Consider the following 16,868-nt stretch of genomic DNA (forward strand, 5'->3'; position numbering starts at 1 on the left):
ACGCGGCGACCGGCCAGGCCGTGCCGCACAGCCGGACGGCCTGGCCGGGCTCGCCGCGGGTCAGCGCGCCAGCAGAGCCTGCTGGGCGGCGATCGCCTCCGCCGCCTGCCGGACGATGCCGTCGATCAGGTCGCCGCAGGTGGGCAGGTCGTCGATGACGCCGACGACCTGGCCGGACGCCATGACGCCGAGGTCGGGGCGGCCGTCCACCATCGCCGCCTTCAGCAGCATCGGGGTGTTCGCGGCCATGAGGACCTGCGACCACGTCAGGTCCTTGCCGCGCTTCATCGCCTTCCCGTCGACGATCATCTCGCGCCACGACATGCCGGACAGCTTCTTGAACCGGGCCCCGTTGCGCAGCGCCCGGACCAGGCCGCCGACCCGTCCGGACCCCTCCAGCGCGTCGACCAGCCCGCTGCGCAGCACCCGGTGCGGCATGCCGTCCACCTGGCGGGTCACCACGGTCTCGCCGGTCTTCAGGTAGACCTGCTTGACCGCGTCCGGGACGGAGCTGTCGGACGTCAGCAGGAACCGGGTCCCCATCGCGACGCCCGCCGCCCCGTACGCCAGCGCGGCGGCGAGGCCGCGTCCGTCGAAGAAGCCGCCGGCCGCGATCACGGGGATGTCCACCGCGTCCACGACCTGCGGCAGCAGCAGCGTGGTCGCGACGGCGCCGGTGTGCCCGCCGCCCTCGCCGCCCTGCACGAGCACGGCGTCCGCGCCCCAGCCCGCGACCTTCTCCGCGTGCCTCCGCGCGCCCACGGACGGGATCACGACGACGCCCGCGTCCTTCAGCTTGGAGATCAGCTCCTTCTTGGGCGCGAGCGCGAACGAGGCGACCGTGACGCCCTCCCTGATGAGCAGGTCGATGCGGTCGCCCGCGTCCCCGGCGTCGGCCCTGAGGTTGACGCCGAACGGCGCGTCCGTCCGGTCCTTCACCTCGTGGATGGCGTCCGCGAGCCGATCGAGCGTCATCGTCGCGGACGCCAGGATCCCGAGGCCCCCGGCGTTCGCGACGGCGGTGACGAGCCGCGGCCCCGCCACCCAGCCCATGCCCGTCTGGACGACCGGATGCCGCACGCCCGTCAGCCGTGTCAGCGGAGTGTCGAGAACCCGCTCCATCAGGACGGGACCTCCCGCTCCCGCAGCCCCTTCGGATCGAGGACCTCGCGCATGATCCGCAGCTCCTCCCCGTCCGGCGACCGCGTCTCCGGCACCCGCTCCGGGACGACGAGTTCGAACCCCGTGGCCGCCACCACGTCTTCGGCGCGCACGCCGGGATGCACCGAGCGAAGCCGCATCCGCTTGTCAGGGGTGTCGAAGTCGAGCACGGCGAGGTTGGTCACCACGGCGCGGATCTCGTGCGCTCCCCGGTCCCAGCCGACGCCGCTCACCATGTCGACCTTCGCGGTGAACACCCGCGTCGAGTGCTTCGGCGCCCAGTAGCTCGTCGGGTTCAGCAACGTGTTGCCCGGCCCGCCGCGCACTCCGAGCAACTGCCGCGACGGACGTTCCCAATCCCCGATGCACGAGATGTTGGTGTTGCCGTGCGCGTCGATCTGGCTCGGCCCCATCACCACGTGCCGCCGCCCGTTCAGGACGAGCCACAAATGCTCGCGAAACGGCAGCCATCCCTCGGCCACCGCCGCGGACGACCCGAGCGGGACGGGCTCGGCGCTCAGCGACGGACCTCCGTCCGTGGTCAGCAGATCGGGCGCGAACGTCGCCCGCGCCAGCCGCGACCCGAGCATCGGCACGAACCCGGCCACCGCCGCCGCGACGATCTCCCCGTCGCCGCGGAACAGATCGGCGCACGCCGCCGCGCACACTTCCGCCCTCGTCACGTCGCTCACCGGTTTTCCTCCTGCCAGACGCGGACGGCGTCCTGATAGGCGGCCTCATCGCCGGACAGGAATCGCTCCCGGAACACCGCCCACTTCTCCGGATCGGCGGCCGACTGCGCGTAGAGCTTCTGGAACGCCTCGTCCCGTCCGAATTCGGGCGCGCAGTCGGTGAAGTGCGCGCCGTTCGGCGTCTCCACGACTCCGGCGACCTGCGCGCGGCTGATCAGCAGCGACTGGACGGGCCCTTCCTTGGCGAATTCGCCGGTGTCGACGAGCCGTTCGCACGACACATAAGTACGGTCAGCCGCTTTGGCGAACAGGTCGTCCATGTAGGGGTCGGAGCCGAGATATTGGGCGTTGCCGCGGGAGTCGGCTCGGTTCATATGAACAAGCGCCACGTCCATCGTCAGCGCCGGGACGGCGACCAGTTCCCGTCCGTCCTCATACGGCGACACGACGGTCTTCAGCTCGGGATTGACCTTCATCACGTCCGAGCCGAGCCCGACCGGGGTGGGCAGGAACGGCAGCCGGTGCGCCGCCGCGTACAGCCCGAACATGAACATGCCCTCGTCGTATTCGGTCAGCTCGATGGCACCCGATTCCCGCGCCCGCCGGAAATGCGGCTCCAGCGGGATCGAGTCCATGGTGACGAACGCGGTGACGAGCCGCCGGACCTTGCCCGCCGCGCACAGCAGCCCGACGTCCGGCCCCCCGTAGGTCACGACGGTCAGGTCGGTGACGGGGGAGCGGAGGATCGCCCGGACGAGCGCCATCGGCTTGCGCCGCGACCCCCAGCCGCCGATCCCGACGGTCATGCCGCTCTCCAGCGACCCGGCGACCTCCTCCGCCGACATCACCTTGCCGCTCATTCGGCCCCCTTGGCGACGAAGGCGTCGCGGTGCTCGTCTCCGGCGCCGACGAGGTTGAGCTCGAACGTGAACCCCTGCTCGTAGCGATAGCTCCGCTTGACGTCGACGGGATCGATTCCGTTCAGCGACTCCTTGGCGCGCCGGATCACGTACCGGTCCTTGGCGGCGATGTCCGCGGCGACCTCCATAGCCTTGCCGCGCAGTTCGTCCTCCGGGACGACCTCCAGCACCGACCCGTAATGGTGCAATTCCTCGGCCGTGACGTTGCGGCACGTGTAGACCATCGCGCGCATCAGATGCTGCGGGACGAGCCGCGCCAGATGTGTGGCGGCGCCGAGCGCACCGCGGTCCACCTCGGGCAGCCCGAAGTAGGCGTCCCGCGAGGCGATCACGATGTCGGCGTTGCCCGCGAGCCCGACGCCGCCCCCGAGGCAGAACCCGTGGACGGCCGCCACGACCGGAACCTCGCAGTCGTACACGGCCGCGAAGGCCGCGTAGCAGCCGCGGTTGGCGCCGACGAGGGCGGCATGGCCCTCCGTGCTCTGCATCTCCTTGATGTCGACCCCGGCGTTGAAGCCCCGTCCCTCCGCGCGGAGCACGACCGCGCCGACCTCCGGATCGCGGCCCGCCGCGAGCACCGCGCCGGCCAGCTCGTACCAGCCCGCGACGGTGAGCGCGTTGACCGGCGGCGCGGCCACGACGATCTCGGCGACCCCGTCCAGGGTCGTGGTGGAGACTCCCATGCGCTACCTTTCCACCAAACATTTGTTAGAACAGAAGGTAGCAGAGCCTCCTAGAGGAGACGGAATGTCACTGACGCTCGACCTGAGCGGCAAGACCGCCGTGGTCACCGGGGGCGTCCGCGGGGTCGGCGCGGGCATCAGCCGCGCCCTCCTGGACGCGGGCGCCGACGTCGTCGCGGTCGCCCGCCGCGAGCCCGAGACGCTGCCGGAGGCGGGCGGCCGGACCGCGAGGTTCGTGTCCCTGGACGCCCGCGACCCCGACGCCGCCGAGGCCTTCGCGGCCGGCCTGGACCGCGTCGACGTCCTCGTCAACAACGCCGGCGGCGCCCCGTTCCTGCCGGTCGCCGACGGCCCCGTCCGCACCCACATCAAGATCATCGAGCTGAACCTGACCGCCGCGCTGATCATGGCGCGAGCCCTTCGGCCGCGCATGCTCGACAGCGGCGGCGGCTCGGTCGTCAACATCTCCAGCGTGAGCGGTGTGCGCCCCTCGCCCGGCACCGCCGCTTACGGCGCCGCCAAGGCCGGCCTGCACAACCTCACCCAGTCACTGGCCGTCGAATGGGCCCCGGACATCCGGGTCAACGCGCTGACACTCGGCATGGTCCGCACCGAGCTGTCGCACCTGCACTACGGAGACGAGGCGGGCGTCCAGGCCGTGGCGGACACCGTCCCCCTCGGCCGCCTCGCCGACCCCTACGAGGTCGGCGCGGCCTGCGTGTTCCTGGCGTCCGACCTCGCGTCCTACGTCACCGGCTCGACGATGCTGCTGCACGGCGGGGGAGAGCGCCCCGCCTTCCTGGACGCCGCCACCGTCAACAAGGACCAGTGATGATCTGCAAGGACCGCGTCGTCGCAGTCACCGGCGCGGGCCGCGGCCTCGGCCGCGCCCACGCCCTGGAATTCGCCCGCCAGGGCGCGCACGTCGTCGTGAACGACCTGGGCGTGGCCCGCGACGGCACCGGCGACGCCTCCTCCGGGCCGGCGCACGACGTCGTCCAGGAAATCCAGTCCATGGGAGGCCGGGCGGTCGCCCACACGGCTGACATAGCCACCGACATAGGAGCCGCGTCCCTGATCGCCACCGCGCTCGACACGTTCGGACGCCTGGACACCCTCGTCAACAACGCCGGTTTCCTCCGCGACCGCATGCTGATCAACCTCGACGAGGACGAATGGGACGCCGTCATGCGCGTCCACCTCAAGGGCCACTTCCTGCCGCTCAAACACGCGGGCAGGTACTGGCGAACCGAGACCAAAGCAGGCCGCCCGGTGGACGCCCGCATCATCAACACCTCGTCCGGCGCGGGCCTGCTGGGCAGCGTCGGCCAGGGCAACTACTCCGCCGCCAAAGCCGGAATCGTGGGCCTGACACTGGTGGCGTCCGCCGAACTGGCCCGCTACGGAGTGACGGTCAACGCGATCGCCCCCGCCGCCCGCACCCGCATGACCGAAGACGTCTTCGCACAAACAATGGCCGCCCCCGCCGAAGGCGAATTCGACGCGATGGCCCCAGAAAACGTCTCGCCCCTCGTCGTCTGGCTAGGCTCCGCAGAATCACGACACATAACCGGACGGGTCTTCGAGGCCGAAGCCGGAAAGATCTGCGTCATGGACGCCTTCCGCCACGGCCCGTCCATCGACAAGGGCGCCCGCTGGAACCCGTCCGAGATAGGCGCAGCGGTCACCGCCCTACTCGCCAAAACCCCAACCCCCGAACCGGTCTACGGCGCATAATTCAGCGCCGCCGATAGGCATCGGCACGATGCGAGATCATGGTGACAGCGATGACGACGGTGTCGTCTTCGATGAGGTACAGAACGCGGTACGCGCCGCGCCGGGCGCAATACTGCGGTGCGAGGGGTTCGACGAGAGGCTTGCCGACCCGGTACGGGTCGTCGGCGAGGGGGCCGTTGACGAACTCCCAGCAGGCGGCGGCGATCTTCTCCGGCATCCGCTGAAGCGCCCGGGCGGCCGCCGGACGCAGGATGATCCGGTAGCGCTCGGGGTGCGGCTCCTGGGACGGTCCGGTCACTTGGCGGCCTCGTGGCGGTGGCGCATGATGATCGCCTTCAGCGCCGCCATGCACACCTCGTCGGGGACTCCGGCCGCGTGCATGTCGGAGATCACATCGGTCTGGTCTCCGAGATCGATCCCGTCGGCGCGAGCCGCGATGATCTCGCTCATCTCATCGCCGGTGATGTAACGTCCGGCCTCGGCGTCGTGCTCGGACTCGAGCACGCCGCGCATGAGCGCCGGGTCGGACAGGACCTCGATCGTCTCCATGATCGCTTCGTAGTCGTCGTCGGCGATCATCACGACGGCGGGCCTGCCGTTGCGGGTGACGCGGATGCGCTGGTGCGTCTTGACGGCCTCTTCGACCAGACTGGAGAACAGCTGCCTGGCCTCGGCCACCGGAAGCGTCGTCATGTACAGAATTATAGCCAACTCGGCGGTGTCGGCCGGTGTTGTCAGGGGAGCGGGGTGGCGGTGAAGGTGTCGGCCGGGCTGACAGACTCTTCGGCCATGGCGAACAGCGGACTGTGGGTCGGCGTCCTCACCGCGCTGACCGCACTCGGAGCCAGCTACATCACCTCGCGGGCAACCTTGCGCGCGGCGCTGACTCAAGCCCGGACGACGACACGGGCGGAGGCCCTTCGTCAGCAGCACGAGCGGCGCCGATCCTCCTATCGGGAAATGATGAGCTGCGTACACGCGTTCAACGCGATCACGTGGCAGATCGATGAGGTCGACGCGACGAGCGACCGTGAGGGCAAGGACCGGCTCCTGTCGCAGATGTTCGAGCGCATCGGCCCGGCCATCGCGGACATGAACAGGGCGATCCACGAGGTCCGGCTGGACGGCCCTACCGGGGTCTCCGATGCGGCAGATCACACGCGGAATCTGGCGCGCGAGGTGCAGTCGCTCCTCAAGACGCTCATCGGTGATCACAGCCCGGACGGGCGGGACGCGTATGACGCCGCCTACCGGGATTTCCGGGAGTCCTACGTCACGTTCATCGCTCTGGCGCGAGAAGCCCTTGAGGTGAAGGACGAGGACGCCTAGCCCGGACCGGCCTGGGAGTCAGCGGGGGCGGTAGTCCTGTAGGTAGCGGTGCACCTTGTCGGTGTACGGCTTGAATCTGGCAGGGACGCCGCCCTCCTTGACGACCGTCTTGGACGAGCTGCGGTAGGTGGCGGCGAGGTTAAGAGCCGGGTCGCCCGGGACGTTCTTCAGGTCTTTGCCCCAGTAGCAGAGGAACCGGCCCATCGCCGGGATCGACATTTCCGGAGTGATCTGCTCGGGCTTCGGCTCCGGGTTGTTGAGGCCGCCCGGCTGCCAGGCCACCAGGACGCTGGGCGTCCAGCGGGCGATGCCGTATTCGTCCTTGGCCGGGTCGGACAGGTTCGGGTTGAAGCCGCTCTCCGTCTTGAGCATCGCCGCGATCAGCGCGGGGCTCAGGCCGGGCATCTCGCACCAGGTGCCCGCCTTGACGATCAGGTCGCGGTATTGCGCGGGGACGTCGGACTCGGCGCGCAGCCAGCGGCCGTGGTTCCCGGACGAGGCGGAGCCGTCGTCCCCGCCTCCGATCACTGCCCAGAGAACACCGGCGGCGACGGCGGCGACGGCCGCTCCGGCTCCGGCGATCACGCCGGTCCGCCGCCGGAGGCGCGGACGGCGCCGTGCCGGCTTGGCAGGTGAGGGGTCGGGGAGCGGGTCGGTGTCGATCTCGCTGGTGGCCTCGCCGAGCGCGTTCCCGAACTCCGTCGCGGACGTCCAGCGTCGTTCCCGGTCGGGCTCCAGCGCGCGGAGCACGGCCGCGTCCACGCCGGGCGGGATGCCGGGGCGGAGCTCGCCGGGCGGACGGGCCGGGCTCGCGGGCGGCTCGCCGGTCAGCAGGTGGTAGGTGAGGGCGCCGAGGCCGTACACGTCCGAGCGGCGGTCAGGGGCGCCGTCGATCTGGGTCTGCTCGGGGGCCATGTAGCCGGGCGATCCGGCGGGAAGCGTCAGGCTCGACAGGCGGTCCTCGGTCCGCGCGATGCCGAGGTCGGAGATCATGAGCCGCTCGCCGCCACCGGACGACGACCGCAGCAGCACGTTGGACGGCTTGAGGTCGCGGTGCACAACGCCCAGGTCGTGCAGCTCCTGGACGCCCCGGATGATCTCCCGGGCGGTGCGGAGCGCCTCGTTCAGCGGGAGCGGGCCGTCGGCGAGCCGCTCGGAGAGGGTGCCGCGGTCGGCGTAGGTCATCACGAAGTAGGGGCGGCCGTCCGGCAGCTCGCCGATGTCGAAGACCTGGACGACCCGGTGCGAGTCGGCGCGCCGCAGCAGCCGGGCCTCCTGGACGAACCGCTCCCGCACGTCGGTGCGCAGCGTCCAGTGCTCCCCCAGGATCTTGATCGCGACGGGGGAGTCGAGCTCCGGGTCGTGCCCCAGCCAGACGGAGGCGAACCCGCCCGATCCGAGGAGGCGGTCGATCCGGTAGCGGCCGGCGGCTGTCGGGTAGTCCACGCCTCCCAATGATGAACGATCGGCGTCGGCGCGTGCAGTGTCTTGCCGTGAACGGCCGAACGCGTCGCGTATGCGGTAGGACCGGAATGTCGTCTTGGACGGGGACGTTCTAAAAGGTTGCCCGGAAAACGGATCGCTTTCTGTGGGGCGCTCCGGCTACGGTTCGTAGGTTTGCGGGGCGCCGGGCCCGCCGGGCGGACACGGCCCGACCCCATATCTTTGTCGATGGTAATGAGGACGAGTGTGAGATCGCCGCTCGCCGACGCGCGTGCGCGGCTGCCACGGCTGATGCTGCGCGACCAGCACCGGCTGCGCCGCCGGATCGACGGCGCCCAGAAGATGCGGGACGCCGGCCGCCGCGCCAAGGCCGCCGAGGAGATCACCGCCGATGTCGGCGCCGCGGAGAAGCGGGTCGAGCGGCGGCGGCTCGCCGTGCCCGCGATCACCTATCCGGCGCAGCTCCCGGTCGCGCAGAAGAAGGACGACATCCTCGCCGCGATCCGCGACCACCAGGTCGTGATCGTCGCGGGGGAGACGGGGTCGGGGAAGACCACGCAGATCCCGAAGATCTGCCTTGAGCTGGGCCGGGGCGTCCTCGGCTCGATCGGCCACACCCAGCCGCGGCGGCTCGCCGCCCGGACGGTCGCCGACCGCATCGCCGAAGAACTCGGCACCGAGCTGGGCGAGGCCGTCGGGTACAAGGTGCGCTTCACCGACCGGTCGAGCGACGACACGCTCGTCAAGCTGATGACGGACGGCATCCTGCTCGCCGAGATCCAGACCGACCGGCTGCTCCGCCAGTACGACACGCTGATCATCGACGAGGCGCACGAGCGGAGCCTGAACATCGACTTCCTGCTCGGCTACGTCAAGGAGGTCCTGCCGCGCCGCCCCGACCTCAAGGTGATCATCACTTCGGCGACGATCGACCCCGAGCGGTTCTCGGAGCATTTCGGGGACGCGCCGATCGTGGAGGTGTCGGGCCGGACGTATCCGGTCGAGGTGCGGTACCGGCCCGTCGTCGACCCGGACGACCCGTCCGCCGATCCCGATCGCGACCAGATCCAGGCGATCCTGGACGCCGTGGACGAGCTGGGCCGCGAGGCGCCCGGAGACGTCCTGGTGTTCCTCAGCGGCGAACGGGAGATCCGCGATACCGCCGACGCGCTGACCAAGCACTTCACGCGGCGGCGAGAGACGACGGACGTGCTGCCGCTGTATGCGCGGTTGTCGTCCGCCGAACAGCATCGCGTGTTCCAGCCGCATCGGGGGCGCCGGATCGTGCTGGCGACGAACGTCGCGGAGACGTCGCTGACCGTCCCGGGCATCAAATACGTCGTCGATCCCGGCACCGCGCGCATTTCCCGGTACAGCCACCGGCTGAAAGTGCAGCGGCTGCCGATCGAGCCGGTGTCGCAGGCGTCGGCGAACCAGCGCAAGGGGCGCTGCGGCCGCGTGTCCGAGGGCGTGTGCATCCGGCTGTATTCCGAGGACGATTTCGAGTCGCGTCCCGAATTCACCGACCCGGAGATCCTGCGGACGAATCTCGCCTCCGTCATTCTGCAGATGACGTCGCTGGGGCTCGGCGACATCGCGGCGTTCCCGTTCGTGGAGCCGCCGGATCGGCGCAACGTCAAGGCCGGGGTCGATCTGCTACACGAGCTGGGCGCCATCGACCCGTCCCAGAGCGACCCGCGCAAGCGCCTCACCCCGCTCGGCCGCCGCCTCGCCCAGCTTCCCGTCGACCCGCGGCTCGGCCGGATGATCCTGGAGGCCGACAAGAACGGCTGCGTCCGCGAGGTGCTGATCATCACGGCCGCGCTGTCGATCCAGGACCCGCGCGAGCGTCCCGCCGAACAGCAGCAGGCGGCCGACGACAAGCACCGCCGGTTCGCCGACCCCACGTCCGACTTCCTGGCCTACCTGAATCTGTGGAATTACCTGCGCGAGCAGCAGAAGGAGTTGTCGGGGAGCGCGTTCCGGCGGATGTGCAAGAGCGAGTTCCTGCATTTCCTGCGCGTCCGCGAATGGCAGGACCTGCACGGGCAGCTCAAGCAGGTCGCCAAGTCGCTCGGCGTGACGCTCAACACCGCCGACGCCGCGCCTGACCGCGTCCACATGTCGTTGCTCGCGGGCCTGCTGTCCCACATCGGCCTCGCCGACGCCGAGAAGAAGGACAGGCAGCGCCGCGGCCAGGAATATCTCGGGGCGCGTGGCGCGAAGTTCGCCGTTTTCCCTGGATCGTCGCTGTTCAAGAAGCCGCCGCGCTGGGTCATGTCGGCGGAGCTGGTCGAGACGTCCCGGCTATGGGGACGCGTCAACGCCAGAATCGAACCCGACTGGATCGAGCCGCTCGCCGAGCACCTCGTCAAGCGCAACTACAGCGAGCCGCACTGGTCGAAGAAGCAGGCCGCCGTCATGGCGCATGAGAAGGTCACCCTCTACGGGGTGCCGATCGTCGCCGACCGCCGCGTCAACTACGGCCGCATCGACCCGGAACTGTCGCGCGAACTGTTCATCCGGCACGCCCTCGTCGAAGGCGACTGGGAGACCCACCACCGGTTCTTCCACGACAACCGCGCCCTGCTCGACGAGGTCGAGGAACTTGAGCACCGCGCCCGCCGCCGCGACATCCTCGTGGACGACGAGACGCTCTTCGACTTCTACGACGAGCGGATCCCCGAGGACGTCGTGTCCGGGCGGCACTTCGACTCCTGGTGGAAACGGGCCGCCCGCACCGAGCCCGACCTGCTCGGCTTCGAGAAGTCGATGCTCATCAACGAGACGGCGGGCGGCGTCAGCGAATCCGACTACCCGGACGCGTGGAAGCAGGGCGCGCTGCGGCTGCGCCTCACCTACCAGTTCGAGCCGGGCACCGACGCGGACGGCGTGACCGTCCACATTCCGGTGCAGATCCTCAACCAGGTCCGGCCGGACGGCTTCGAATGGCAGGTGCCCGGCCTGCGCACCGAACTGATCACCGAGCTGATCCGGTCGCTGCCGAAGCAATTGCGGGTCAATTTCGTCCCGGCGCCCGACTACGCCCGCAAGGTCCTCGACCGGGTCGCGCCCCGCACCGAGCCGCTCCTGGACGCCCTCGAACGCGAGCTGACCGAGATGACGGGCGTCCAGGTCGCGCGGGAGGCGTGGGACCCGTCCCGCCTGCCCGCCCACCTGCGCATCACGTTCCGCGTCGTCGACGACAAGGGCGGCGCCGAGGGCCGCTCCCTCGGCGAGGGCACCGACCTGGACGAGCTGAAACGCCGCCTCGCCGGCAAGGTGCGCGGGACGCTGGCCAAGGCGGCGTCCACCGTCGAGCGCTCCGGCCTCCGCGAATGGACGATCGGGGAGCTGCCCCGCACCTACGAGCGCAACCAGGCCGGATACGACGTTAAGGCGTACCCGGCGCTCACCGACGACGGTGAGAGCGTCTCCGTCCGGATGTACGAGACGGAGGCCGAGCAGGCCCGCGCGATGTGGCTCGGGACGCGGCGGCTGATCCTGCTGAACGCGCCGTCGCCGGTGAAGCTCATCCAGGGCCGCCTCACCAACCAGGGGAAGCTCGCGCTGAGCCACAACCCGCACGGCTCCGTCGCCGCGCTGTTCGACGACTGCGTCACCGCCGCCGCCGACCGGCTCATCGCCGAAGCGGGCGGCCCCGCCTGGGACGAGGACGGCTTCCGCGCCCTGTACGACCGCGTCCGCGCCGATCTGCACGACGCGACCGCCGCGATCGTCGCGCTCGTCGAGCGCGTCCTGGCCGAGGCCCATGAAGTCGACCGGCGGGTGCGCGGGACCACGAGCCTGACGCTCGTCCCGGCGCTGACCGACGTCCGCGGACGCCTCGCGGCGCTCATCCATCCCGGTTTCGTCACCGCGACCGGATGGACGCGGCTGCCCGACCTTCCCCGCTACCTGCGCGCCCTGCAGGTCAGGCTCGACAAGCTCCCCGAGAACCCCGGACGCGACCGCCTGCTCGCGGGCCAGGTCGACGCCTTGACGCAGGAGTACGAGCAGGCGCTGCGCCGCCTGCACCCGTCCCGCCGGGAGGACGAGCCCGCACGCCAGATCCGCTGGATGCTGGAGGAATTCCGCGTCAGCCTCTTCGCCCAGCAGCTCGGGACGCGCTTCCCCGTCTCCGACAAGCGCATCCGCAAGGCGATGGCCCAGCTCTGACCCGCCCAGCGCCCGCCCCACCCCGCCCCGCTCCGTCGCGCCGCGCATCCTAGGCGGGGCGACCTGGGCGAACCATGATCAATCGTCGGGTATGACTGGACGCATGGGGTTGCGAGAGTTCTATCCGCCTGTGGAGCCCTACGACTCCCGGCTGCTCGACGTCGGCGACGGGAACCGGATCTACTGGGAGACCTGCGGGAACCCGGACGGCAAGCCCGCGGTGTTCCTGCACGGCGGGCCCGGCGGCGGGATCCTGCCCGACCACCGGCGGTTCTTCGACCCGTCCGCCTACCGGGTCGTGCTGTTCGACCAGCGGGGCTGCGGGCGGAGCCTGCCGCACGCCGGCGACCCCGCCGTGTCCCTGGAGCGCAACACGACACCGCATCTGGTGGACGACATCGAACGGCTGCGCGAGCACCTGTCCGTCGACCGCTGGCTCGTGTTCGGCGGAAGCTGGGGGAGCACCCTCGCGCTCTCCTACGCGCAGACTCACCCGGGGCGCGTGTCTGAGATGGTGCTGCGCGGCGTGTACCTCGTCCGTCCGGCCGATGAGGCGTGGGGGTTCACGCCGACGGGCGCGGCGCACCTCTTCCCGGCCGAGTGGGCGGCGTTCCGGGACGCGATCCCGCCCGCCGAGCACGACGATCTGCTCGCCGCCTACGGCCGCCGGATCGGCGACCCGGACCCGTCCGTCCACCTCCCGGCGGCGAAGGCGTGGATCGGCTGGGAGCTCACCGCGAACACGCTGCTGCCCGTCCCGCCGCCCGAGCTGGACGACGCCGACGTGATGGCGTTCGCTCGCATCACGCACCACTACATCGCGAGCGGCGGCTTCCTCCCGGACGGCGGTCTGCTCGCCGGAGTCGACCGCGTCCGGCACGTCCCCGCCGTGATCGTGAACGGCCGCTACGACATGAAGACCCCGCCCGACCAGGCATGGGACCTGCACCGCGCCTGGCTCGAGGCGGACTTCCACATCGTGGAGGACGCGGGGCACGGCGGCTCCGAGCCCGGCGTCCGGGACCGGCTGATCGAGGCCACCGACCGCTTCGCCGGACGCTGAGCCACGCCGCCCCGCCGGAGCCCTTACGCGGCGGGCGTTTCCGAGATCTGCCCCGTCCGGCGTGACCATTGGTACCGAGTCCGGCACGACCTGTGCGTCCCCACATGTACCTCGCAAGTCACAGCAGCAACCCGGATCAGTGCGTATGGTTCATTCCATGCCTAACAGCGAAGAGCGCGACAATAGCGGCCCCGAGGGGACGGCCGCGGCTCCCCAGGGCGCGGTCTCCGAAGGCGCGGGGGACGGCGGTGCCGGATCCCCCGGCGCCGGTTCGACGCATGACCCCGGCGCAGGCGGCCCGAGCCCAGGCGGCCCGAGCCCCGGCGGCGGCGAATTCACGGACACCGGCCCGGCCGCCGAGGGCGACGTCAAGGTCGCCGGCACCGGCTCCGGCGGATCCACGGAGACGGCGGTCGCCCGGATGGGCGACCCGGTCACCGTGTGGCCGTGCGCCAATTGCGGACGTCCCGTCCCGCAGCCCATGGGCGCCGTCCGCGCGGTCCGCTACTGCCAGGACAACGACGGCGCCTGCGCCCGCGAGGCGCGCGACCGCCGCGACCGCGGCCGGGACGCGCCGGGCCTCACCGGGCAGGTCGCCGCCGCCTGGGAGATGGTCGAGCGGCTGGAGAAGGCCGCCGACGCGCTCGCCGACTCGCTGACGTCCGAGCTGAGCGTCGCCGGGGTGGAGCGGCGCGTCGCCGAGGTGCGGGCCGAGGCGGCCCGCGAGCTCGCCATCGCGCAGAGCGAGCGCGACGCGTCCCAGCGCAAGGCCGAGGAGGCGTGGCACGAGGCGTCGTCCGCCCGGCAGCGCGCCGAGTCCGCGGAGCAGGACGCCGCCCGCGCCCGCGAGGAGGCCAAGGTCGCGACCGCCAAGCGCGACGCCGCTCAGCAGGCGTGGGAGGAGGCGCACCAGGTCGCGCAGCAGTCGACGACCGCGAAGCTGGCCGCCGAGAGCGAGCGCGACCGCGTCGCCGCCCGCGAGACCGAGCTGCTCGCCGCGCTGGAGAGCACCCGCGCCGAGCTGGTCGGCCTGCACTCCAAGCTCGCCGAGGCGGAGGGCGCCGTCGAGGCGCAGCGCGTCGAGGCCGCCGTCGCCAAGCAGGGCGCCGAGGACCTGCGCAACGCGATGCGCGACACCGAGGCGCAGCGGCAGCGCGCCATGCAGACCGCCAGCAAGGCCGAGGCCGAGCGCACCGCCGCGATGCGGGCGCAGTCCGAGGCGGAGGCGGAGACCGTCCGCGCGATCGCCCGCGCCGACGAGGCCGTCAAGGACCGCGACGCCGCGCAGGCCCGTGCCCAGGCCACGGCCACCGACCGCGAAGAGCTCCTCGCCAAGATCAACGATCAGACCGTGCAGCTGCGGCAGCTGTCGCAGTCGGTCGCCGAGCAGCAGGCCGCGCTCACCGCCCTCGCCGAGGAGCGCGACGCCGCCCGCGCCGAGGCCGACCGCGCCCGCCGCCAGATCGACCAGTTCACCCACAACACGCTGTCGTCCAACGTCCCGCCCGGCGGCCGGATGCCCGGCGGCGGCACGCCGGTCCCGCCCGCGGGCCACGCCGGACCGCCGCCGCCCGCCGGCATGCCGCCCCGGCACCGCTCGGCGCGCCCGTCGCACCCGTTCCGGACGGACCGCCGGGACAGGGCGCCGGGAACCGTCCGCCGCACGGCGCCAACCCGCACGGCGCCAACCCGCCCGGACCGCCGAACCGCGGCCGGCCGGTGAACGGCGCCGACCGGGAGGACCCGCTCTTCACCGGCCCCTGACCCACCGACGGCACGGGCCCGGCGCCGCCGCCGGGCTCAGCCGTACCTCGTCACGACGTAGAGCGTCAGCACCACCACCACGGTGATGATCGCCACGTGGCCGCGTTCCCGTGCCACGGTCTGCTTGAGGCCGTTGACCCGCCTGCGGCCGTGCCGGAGGTCCGTCACGGCACGGCGGGCGCGTTCCCAGTGGACGCCCGTGTAGATGGCCAGGGCGGCGACCCCGACCAAGAGCAAAGCGTCTCCGCTCATCAGGACCCGCCTCCGTTGTCGCGGAAGCTCAGATTGAACACCCGGAGCGGGCCGCCTGGCCATGTCCGGCGACACATTTCAAGATTTCAGGCGGAACCGAACATGGTTCACGGCCGACGGATCATCGGCCGCGAAGGCCGCTCACCGCCCGAACCGCGTCACCGCCCGAACCGCGTCACCCCGAACCGCTCGGGTCACTGCCCGAACCGCTCGGGGTCGATCTCGATCCAGATCTGCTCGGCGCGGCCCAGCAGCCGCCCGTCCGCCCCGTACAGCGCCGTCGCCGCGTGCAGCTTGCGGCCCTCGCTGCTGCGCGCGAACCCCACCACGACGCACCGCTCGCCGGCGTCCGGGACGTCCATGACCTGCGCCGTCATCGTGCCGAGCACGGCCGGACGGCCCGCGACGGCGAACGACCATCCGCCGGGGCAGTCGAGCGCCGCCCACACCAGCTCCCGCTCGGGCACCCGCTCCGGCACCCAGGGCGTAGCGACCGTGCCGTCGGCCACGGGGCCCGGTTCGAGCCCGAGCCCGACCCCCGGCTCCCGCTCCGTTCCGCAGACGAAGCAGCGCGGGAACGGATGGTGCTCCGCCGTCCGGTACTTCTCCGCCCCGTCGAGCGCCTCCTCGAACGAGACCGGCGCGATGGGCGGCACCACGATCGCCCCGGCGAGGGCCTCGGCGACGAGGACGTCCCCGTCCCAGAGCCGCATGCTGTGCCCGCGCTCGTCCTCCTGCGTGACGGTCAGCTCGGTGTCGAGCGGCGGCGGCCGCCGCAGCGTCACCGTCACCGTGTCGACCGGCACCCGCCCCGCGAGGCGCCCCGCCACGTACCCGCCGTTCCCCGAATCGTCCGGACCGCAGAAACGTCCATCGATGATCATCTGTTGCTTCCCCCGTGTTCGCCACCACACCCCAAAACGGCATCGATCATAATCCGCGCCTCCGACACCGTTCATCCCGCCCTGCGCCCACGCAGGTCACCCCACTTGGACGGGCCCCACCGCCCGTGACGGGAATCCAGGGATTCCAGGGGCTTACACAGCTCGGGAAGGCTGGGGGCGGCCCGGACGGGTGGTGAAGAAGACGGAGAGGGAGCCCTGGAGGCGGGCGCGGACGGTCTCCTCGTCGACGGGGCCGTCCGCGGGGACGGGGGTGCGGTCGAGGGCGCGGTCGATGAGGACGTCGACGTTGCGGTCGGCGACGAGCACGGAGCACGTGTCGCACCCGTACCACGGGTAGAGCATGTTCAGGACGGCGACGGCGGTGTCGTCGTCCGACAGGTGCGTGGTGTCGAGCTCGACCTCGAACATGTCGGTGTCCTCGGGGTCGAGCGTGGGGTAGTAGAGCCACCGCGGCCCGGGCGCGCCGCAGAAGTCGCAGGCCTGGTCGTGCTGGGCGGGTTCGCCGACGGCCAGTTCCAGCTCGTGGTCCCACGGCTCCACGCGCCGGTTGTGGCGGTAGCCGACCCCGTCGAGCGACCCCTCGCGGTTGTGGGTGACGTCGTGCACCTCGCCGCCGCAACGGGCGCACATGAAGCCGATGTCCTCCTCCATGTCCCTCCCCCTGATCGCTGAGGCACCCGGAACTCACAGTATCCGTCCGGGCGGCCGGCTCGTACCGGACGGCGCGATCCTCGACCCGA

At 71.4% G+C, this 16,868-nt stretch carries 16 protein-coding genes; 6 read left to right on the plus strand and 10 right to left on the minus strand.

What is annotated here, in order from left to right; genetic code table 11:
* Positions 1-60: 60 nt before the first annotated feature.
* Genes E1287_RS10255 through E1287_RS10270 form a run of 4 tightly spaced genes read right to left on the minus strand, consistent with a single transcriptional unit; the run spans position 61 to position 3,456 of the window.
* Positions 61-1,122: a nitronate monooxygenase gene (locus E1287_RS10255; protein WP_131964639.1), complete on the minus strand. Its 1,062-nt coding sequence runs from the start codon at positions 1,120-1,122 to the stop codon at positions 61-63.
* On the minus strand, positions 1,122-1,853 hold the full coding sequence (locus tag E1287_RS10260) for a CoA-transferase (protein ID WP_131964640.1): 732 nt from the start codon (positions 1,851-1,853) through the stop codon (positions 1,122-1,124). The genes E1287_RS10255 and E1287_RS10260 overlap by 1 nt, the downstream gene beginning before the upstream one ends.
* Positions 1,850-2,713, minus strand: coding sequence for a CoA-transferase (locus E1287_RS10265; protein ID WP_131964641.1), 864 nt, complete (start codon positions 2,711-2,713; stop codon positions 1,850-1,852). Before E1287_RS10265 ends, E1287_RS10260 begins: the two co-directional genes overlap by 4 nt.
* Positions 2,710-3,456, minus strand: coding sequence for an enoyl-CoA hydratase family protein (locus tag E1287_RS10270; protein ID WP_131964642.1), 747 nt, complete (start codon positions 3,454-3,456; stop codon positions 2,710-2,712). The genes E1287_RS10265 and E1287_RS10270 overlap by 4 nt, the downstream gene beginning before the upstream one ends.
* A 64-nt stretch (positions 3,457-3,520) precedes the next feature.
* Here E1287_RS10270 and E1287_RS10275 point away from each other — a divergent pair, with 64 nt between their 5' ends.
* Entirely contained in the window at positions 3,521-4,288 is a 768-nt protein-coding gene (locus tag E1287_RS10275) for an SDR family oxidoreductase (RefSeq protein ID WP_131964643.1), read from the plus strand.
* On the plus strand, positions 4,288-5,193 hold the full coding sequence (locus E1287_RS10280) for an SDR family oxidoreductase (RefSeq protein ID WP_131964644.1): 906 nt from the start codon (positions 4,288-4,290) through the stop codon (positions 5,191-5,193). The genes E1287_RS10275 and E1287_RS10280 overlap by 1 nt, the downstream gene beginning before the upstream one ends.
* A 1-nt stretch (position 5,194) precedes the next feature.
* Here the strand turns inward: E1287_RS10280 and E1287_RS10285 are convergent, their stop codons facing one another.
* Both E1287_RS10285 and E1287_RS10290 read right to left on the minus strand, forming a co-directional pair.
* A complete protein-coding gene (locus E1287_RS10285; RefSeq protein ID WP_243718810.1) occupies positions 5,195-5,491 on the minus strand; it encodes a type II toxin-antitoxin system RelE/ParE family toxin in 297 nt (98 codons plus the stop codon).
* Positions 5,488-5,886 (minus strand): type II toxin-antitoxin system Phd/YefM family antitoxin, encoded by a 399-nt coding sequence (locus tag E1287_RS10290; RefSeq protein ID WP_131964645.1) that lies wholly within the window; start codon positions 5,884-5,886, stop codon positions 5,488-5,490. The genes E1287_RS10285 and E1287_RS10290 overlap by 4 nt, the downstream gene beginning before the upstream one ends.
* A 54-nt stretch (positions 5,887-5,940) precedes the next feature.
* Between E1287_RS10290 and E1287_RS10295 the strand changes: the two genes are divergently transcribed.
* Entirely contained in the window at positions 5,941-6,522 is a 582-nt protein-coding gene (locus E1287_RS10295; protein WP_207934119.1) for a hypothetical protein, read from the plus strand.
* A gap of 18 nt (positions 6,523-6,540) precedes the next feature.
* Here E1287_RS10295 and E1287_RS10300 read toward each other — a convergent pair whose 3' ends face one another.
* Positions 6,541-7,968: a serine/threonine-protein kinase gene (locus E1287_RS10300; RefSeq protein WP_131964646.1), complete on the minus strand. Its 1,428-nt coding sequence runs from the start codon at positions 7,966-7,968 to the stop codon at positions 6,541-6,543.
* A gap of 243 nt (positions 7,969-8,211) precedes the next feature.
* Between E1287_RS10300 and hrpA the strand changes: the two genes are divergently transcribed.
* The 3 genes from hrpA to E1287_RS10315 all read left to right on the plus strand — a co-directional run bounded on the left by hrpA (position 8,212) and on the right by E1287_RS10315 (position 14,930).
* Entirely contained in the window at positions 8,212-12,144 is a 3,933-nt protein-coding gene (gene hrpA / locus E1287_RS10305) for an ATP-dependent RNA helicase HrpA (protein ID WP_243718812.1), read from the plus strand.
* Positions 12,145-12,247: 103 nt separating this feature from the next.
* A complete protein-coding gene (gene pip, locus E1287_RS10310; RefSeq protein WP_207934120.1) occupies positions 12,248-13,207 on the plus strand; it encodes a prolyl aminopeptidase in 960 nt (319 codons plus the stop codon).
* 157 nt (positions 13,208-13,364) lie between these two features.
* Entirely contained in the window at positions 13,365-14,930 is a 1,566-nt protein-coding gene (locus E1287_RS10315) for a chromosome segregation ATPase (RefSeq protein ID WP_243718813.1), read from the plus strand.
* 77 nt (positions 14,931-15,007) lie between these two features.
* Here E1287_RS10315 and E1287_RS10320 read toward each other — a convergent pair whose 3' ends face one another.
* The 3 genes from E1287_RS10320 to E1287_RS10330 all read right to left on the minus strand — a co-directional run bounded on the left by E1287_RS10320 (position 15,008) and on the right by E1287_RS10330 (position 16,779).
* The gene (locus tag E1287_RS10320; RefSeq protein ID WP_131964648.1) at positions 15,008-15,223 is read right to left on the minus strand and encodes a hypothetical protein; all 216 of its coding nucleotides are present in this window, start codon (positions 15,221-15,223) and stop codon (positions 15,008-15,010) included.
* A gap of 194 nt (positions 15,224-15,417) precedes the next feature.
* A complete protein-coding gene (locus tag E1287_RS10325) occupies positions 15,418-16,107 on the minus strand; it encodes a hypothetical protein (RefSeq protein WP_131964649.1) in 690 nt (229 codons plus the stop codon).
* Positions 16,108-16,260: 153 nt separating this feature from the next.
* Positions 16,261-16,779: a hypothetical protein gene (locus E1287_RS10330; RefSeq protein WP_131964650.1), complete on the minus strand. Its 519-nt coding sequence runs from the start codon at positions 16,777-16,779 to the stop codon at positions 16,261-16,263.
* Between the last annotated feature and the right edge of the window lie 89 nt (positions 16,780-16,868).

Source organism: Actinomadura sp. KC06, assembly GCF_004348735.1.
In the GTDB taxonomy this organism is placed as follows: domain Bacteria; phylum Actinomycetota; class Actinomycetes; order Streptosporangiales; family Streptosporangiaceae; genus Spirillospora.

Coding starts and splice junctions, on each gene's coding strand:
- E1287_RS10255 (WP_131964639.1), bottom strand. CDS start 1,122: ATGGAGCGGGTTCTCGACACTCCGCTGACACGGCTGACGGGCGTGCGG.
- E1287_RS10265 (WP_131964641.1), bottom strand. CDS start 2,713: ATGAGCGGCAAGGTGATGTCGGCGGAGGAGGTCGCCGGGTCGCTGGAG.
- E1287_RS10270 (WP_131964642.1), bottom strand. CDS start 3,456: ATGGGAGTCTCCACCACGACCCTGGACGGGGTCGCCGAGATCGTCGTG.
- E1287_RS10275 (WP_131964643.1), top strand. CDS start 3,521: ATGTCACTGACGCTCGACCTGAGCGGCAAGACCGCCGTGGTCACCGGG.
- E1287_RS10280 (WP_131964644.1), top strand. CDS start 4,288: ATGATCTGCAAGGACCGCGTCGTCGCAGTCACCGGCGCGGGCCGCGGC.
- E1287_RS10290 (WP_131964645.1), bottom strand. CDS start 5,886: ATGACGACGCTTCCGGTGGCCGAGGCCAGGCAGCTGTTCTCCAGTCTG.
- pip (WP_207934120.1), top strand. CDS start 12,248: ATGGGGTTGCGAGAGTTCTATCCGCCTGTGGAGCCCTACGACTCCCGG.
- E1287_RS10315 (WP_243718813.1), top strand. CDS start 13,365: ATGCCTAACAGCGAAGAGCGCGACAATAGCGGCCCCGAGGGGACGGCC.
- E1287_RS10320 (WP_131964648.1), bottom strand. CDS start 15,223: ATGAGCGGAGACGCTTTGCTCTTGGTCGGGGTCGCCGCCCTGGCCATC.
- E1287_RS10325 (WP_131964649.1), bottom strand. CDS start 16,107: ATGATCATCGATGGACGTTTCTGCGGTCCGGACGATTCGGGGAACGGC.
- E1287_RS10330 (WP_131964650.1), bottom strand. CDS start 16,779: ATGGAGGAGGACATCGGCTTCATGTGCGCCCGTTGCGGCGGCGAGGTG.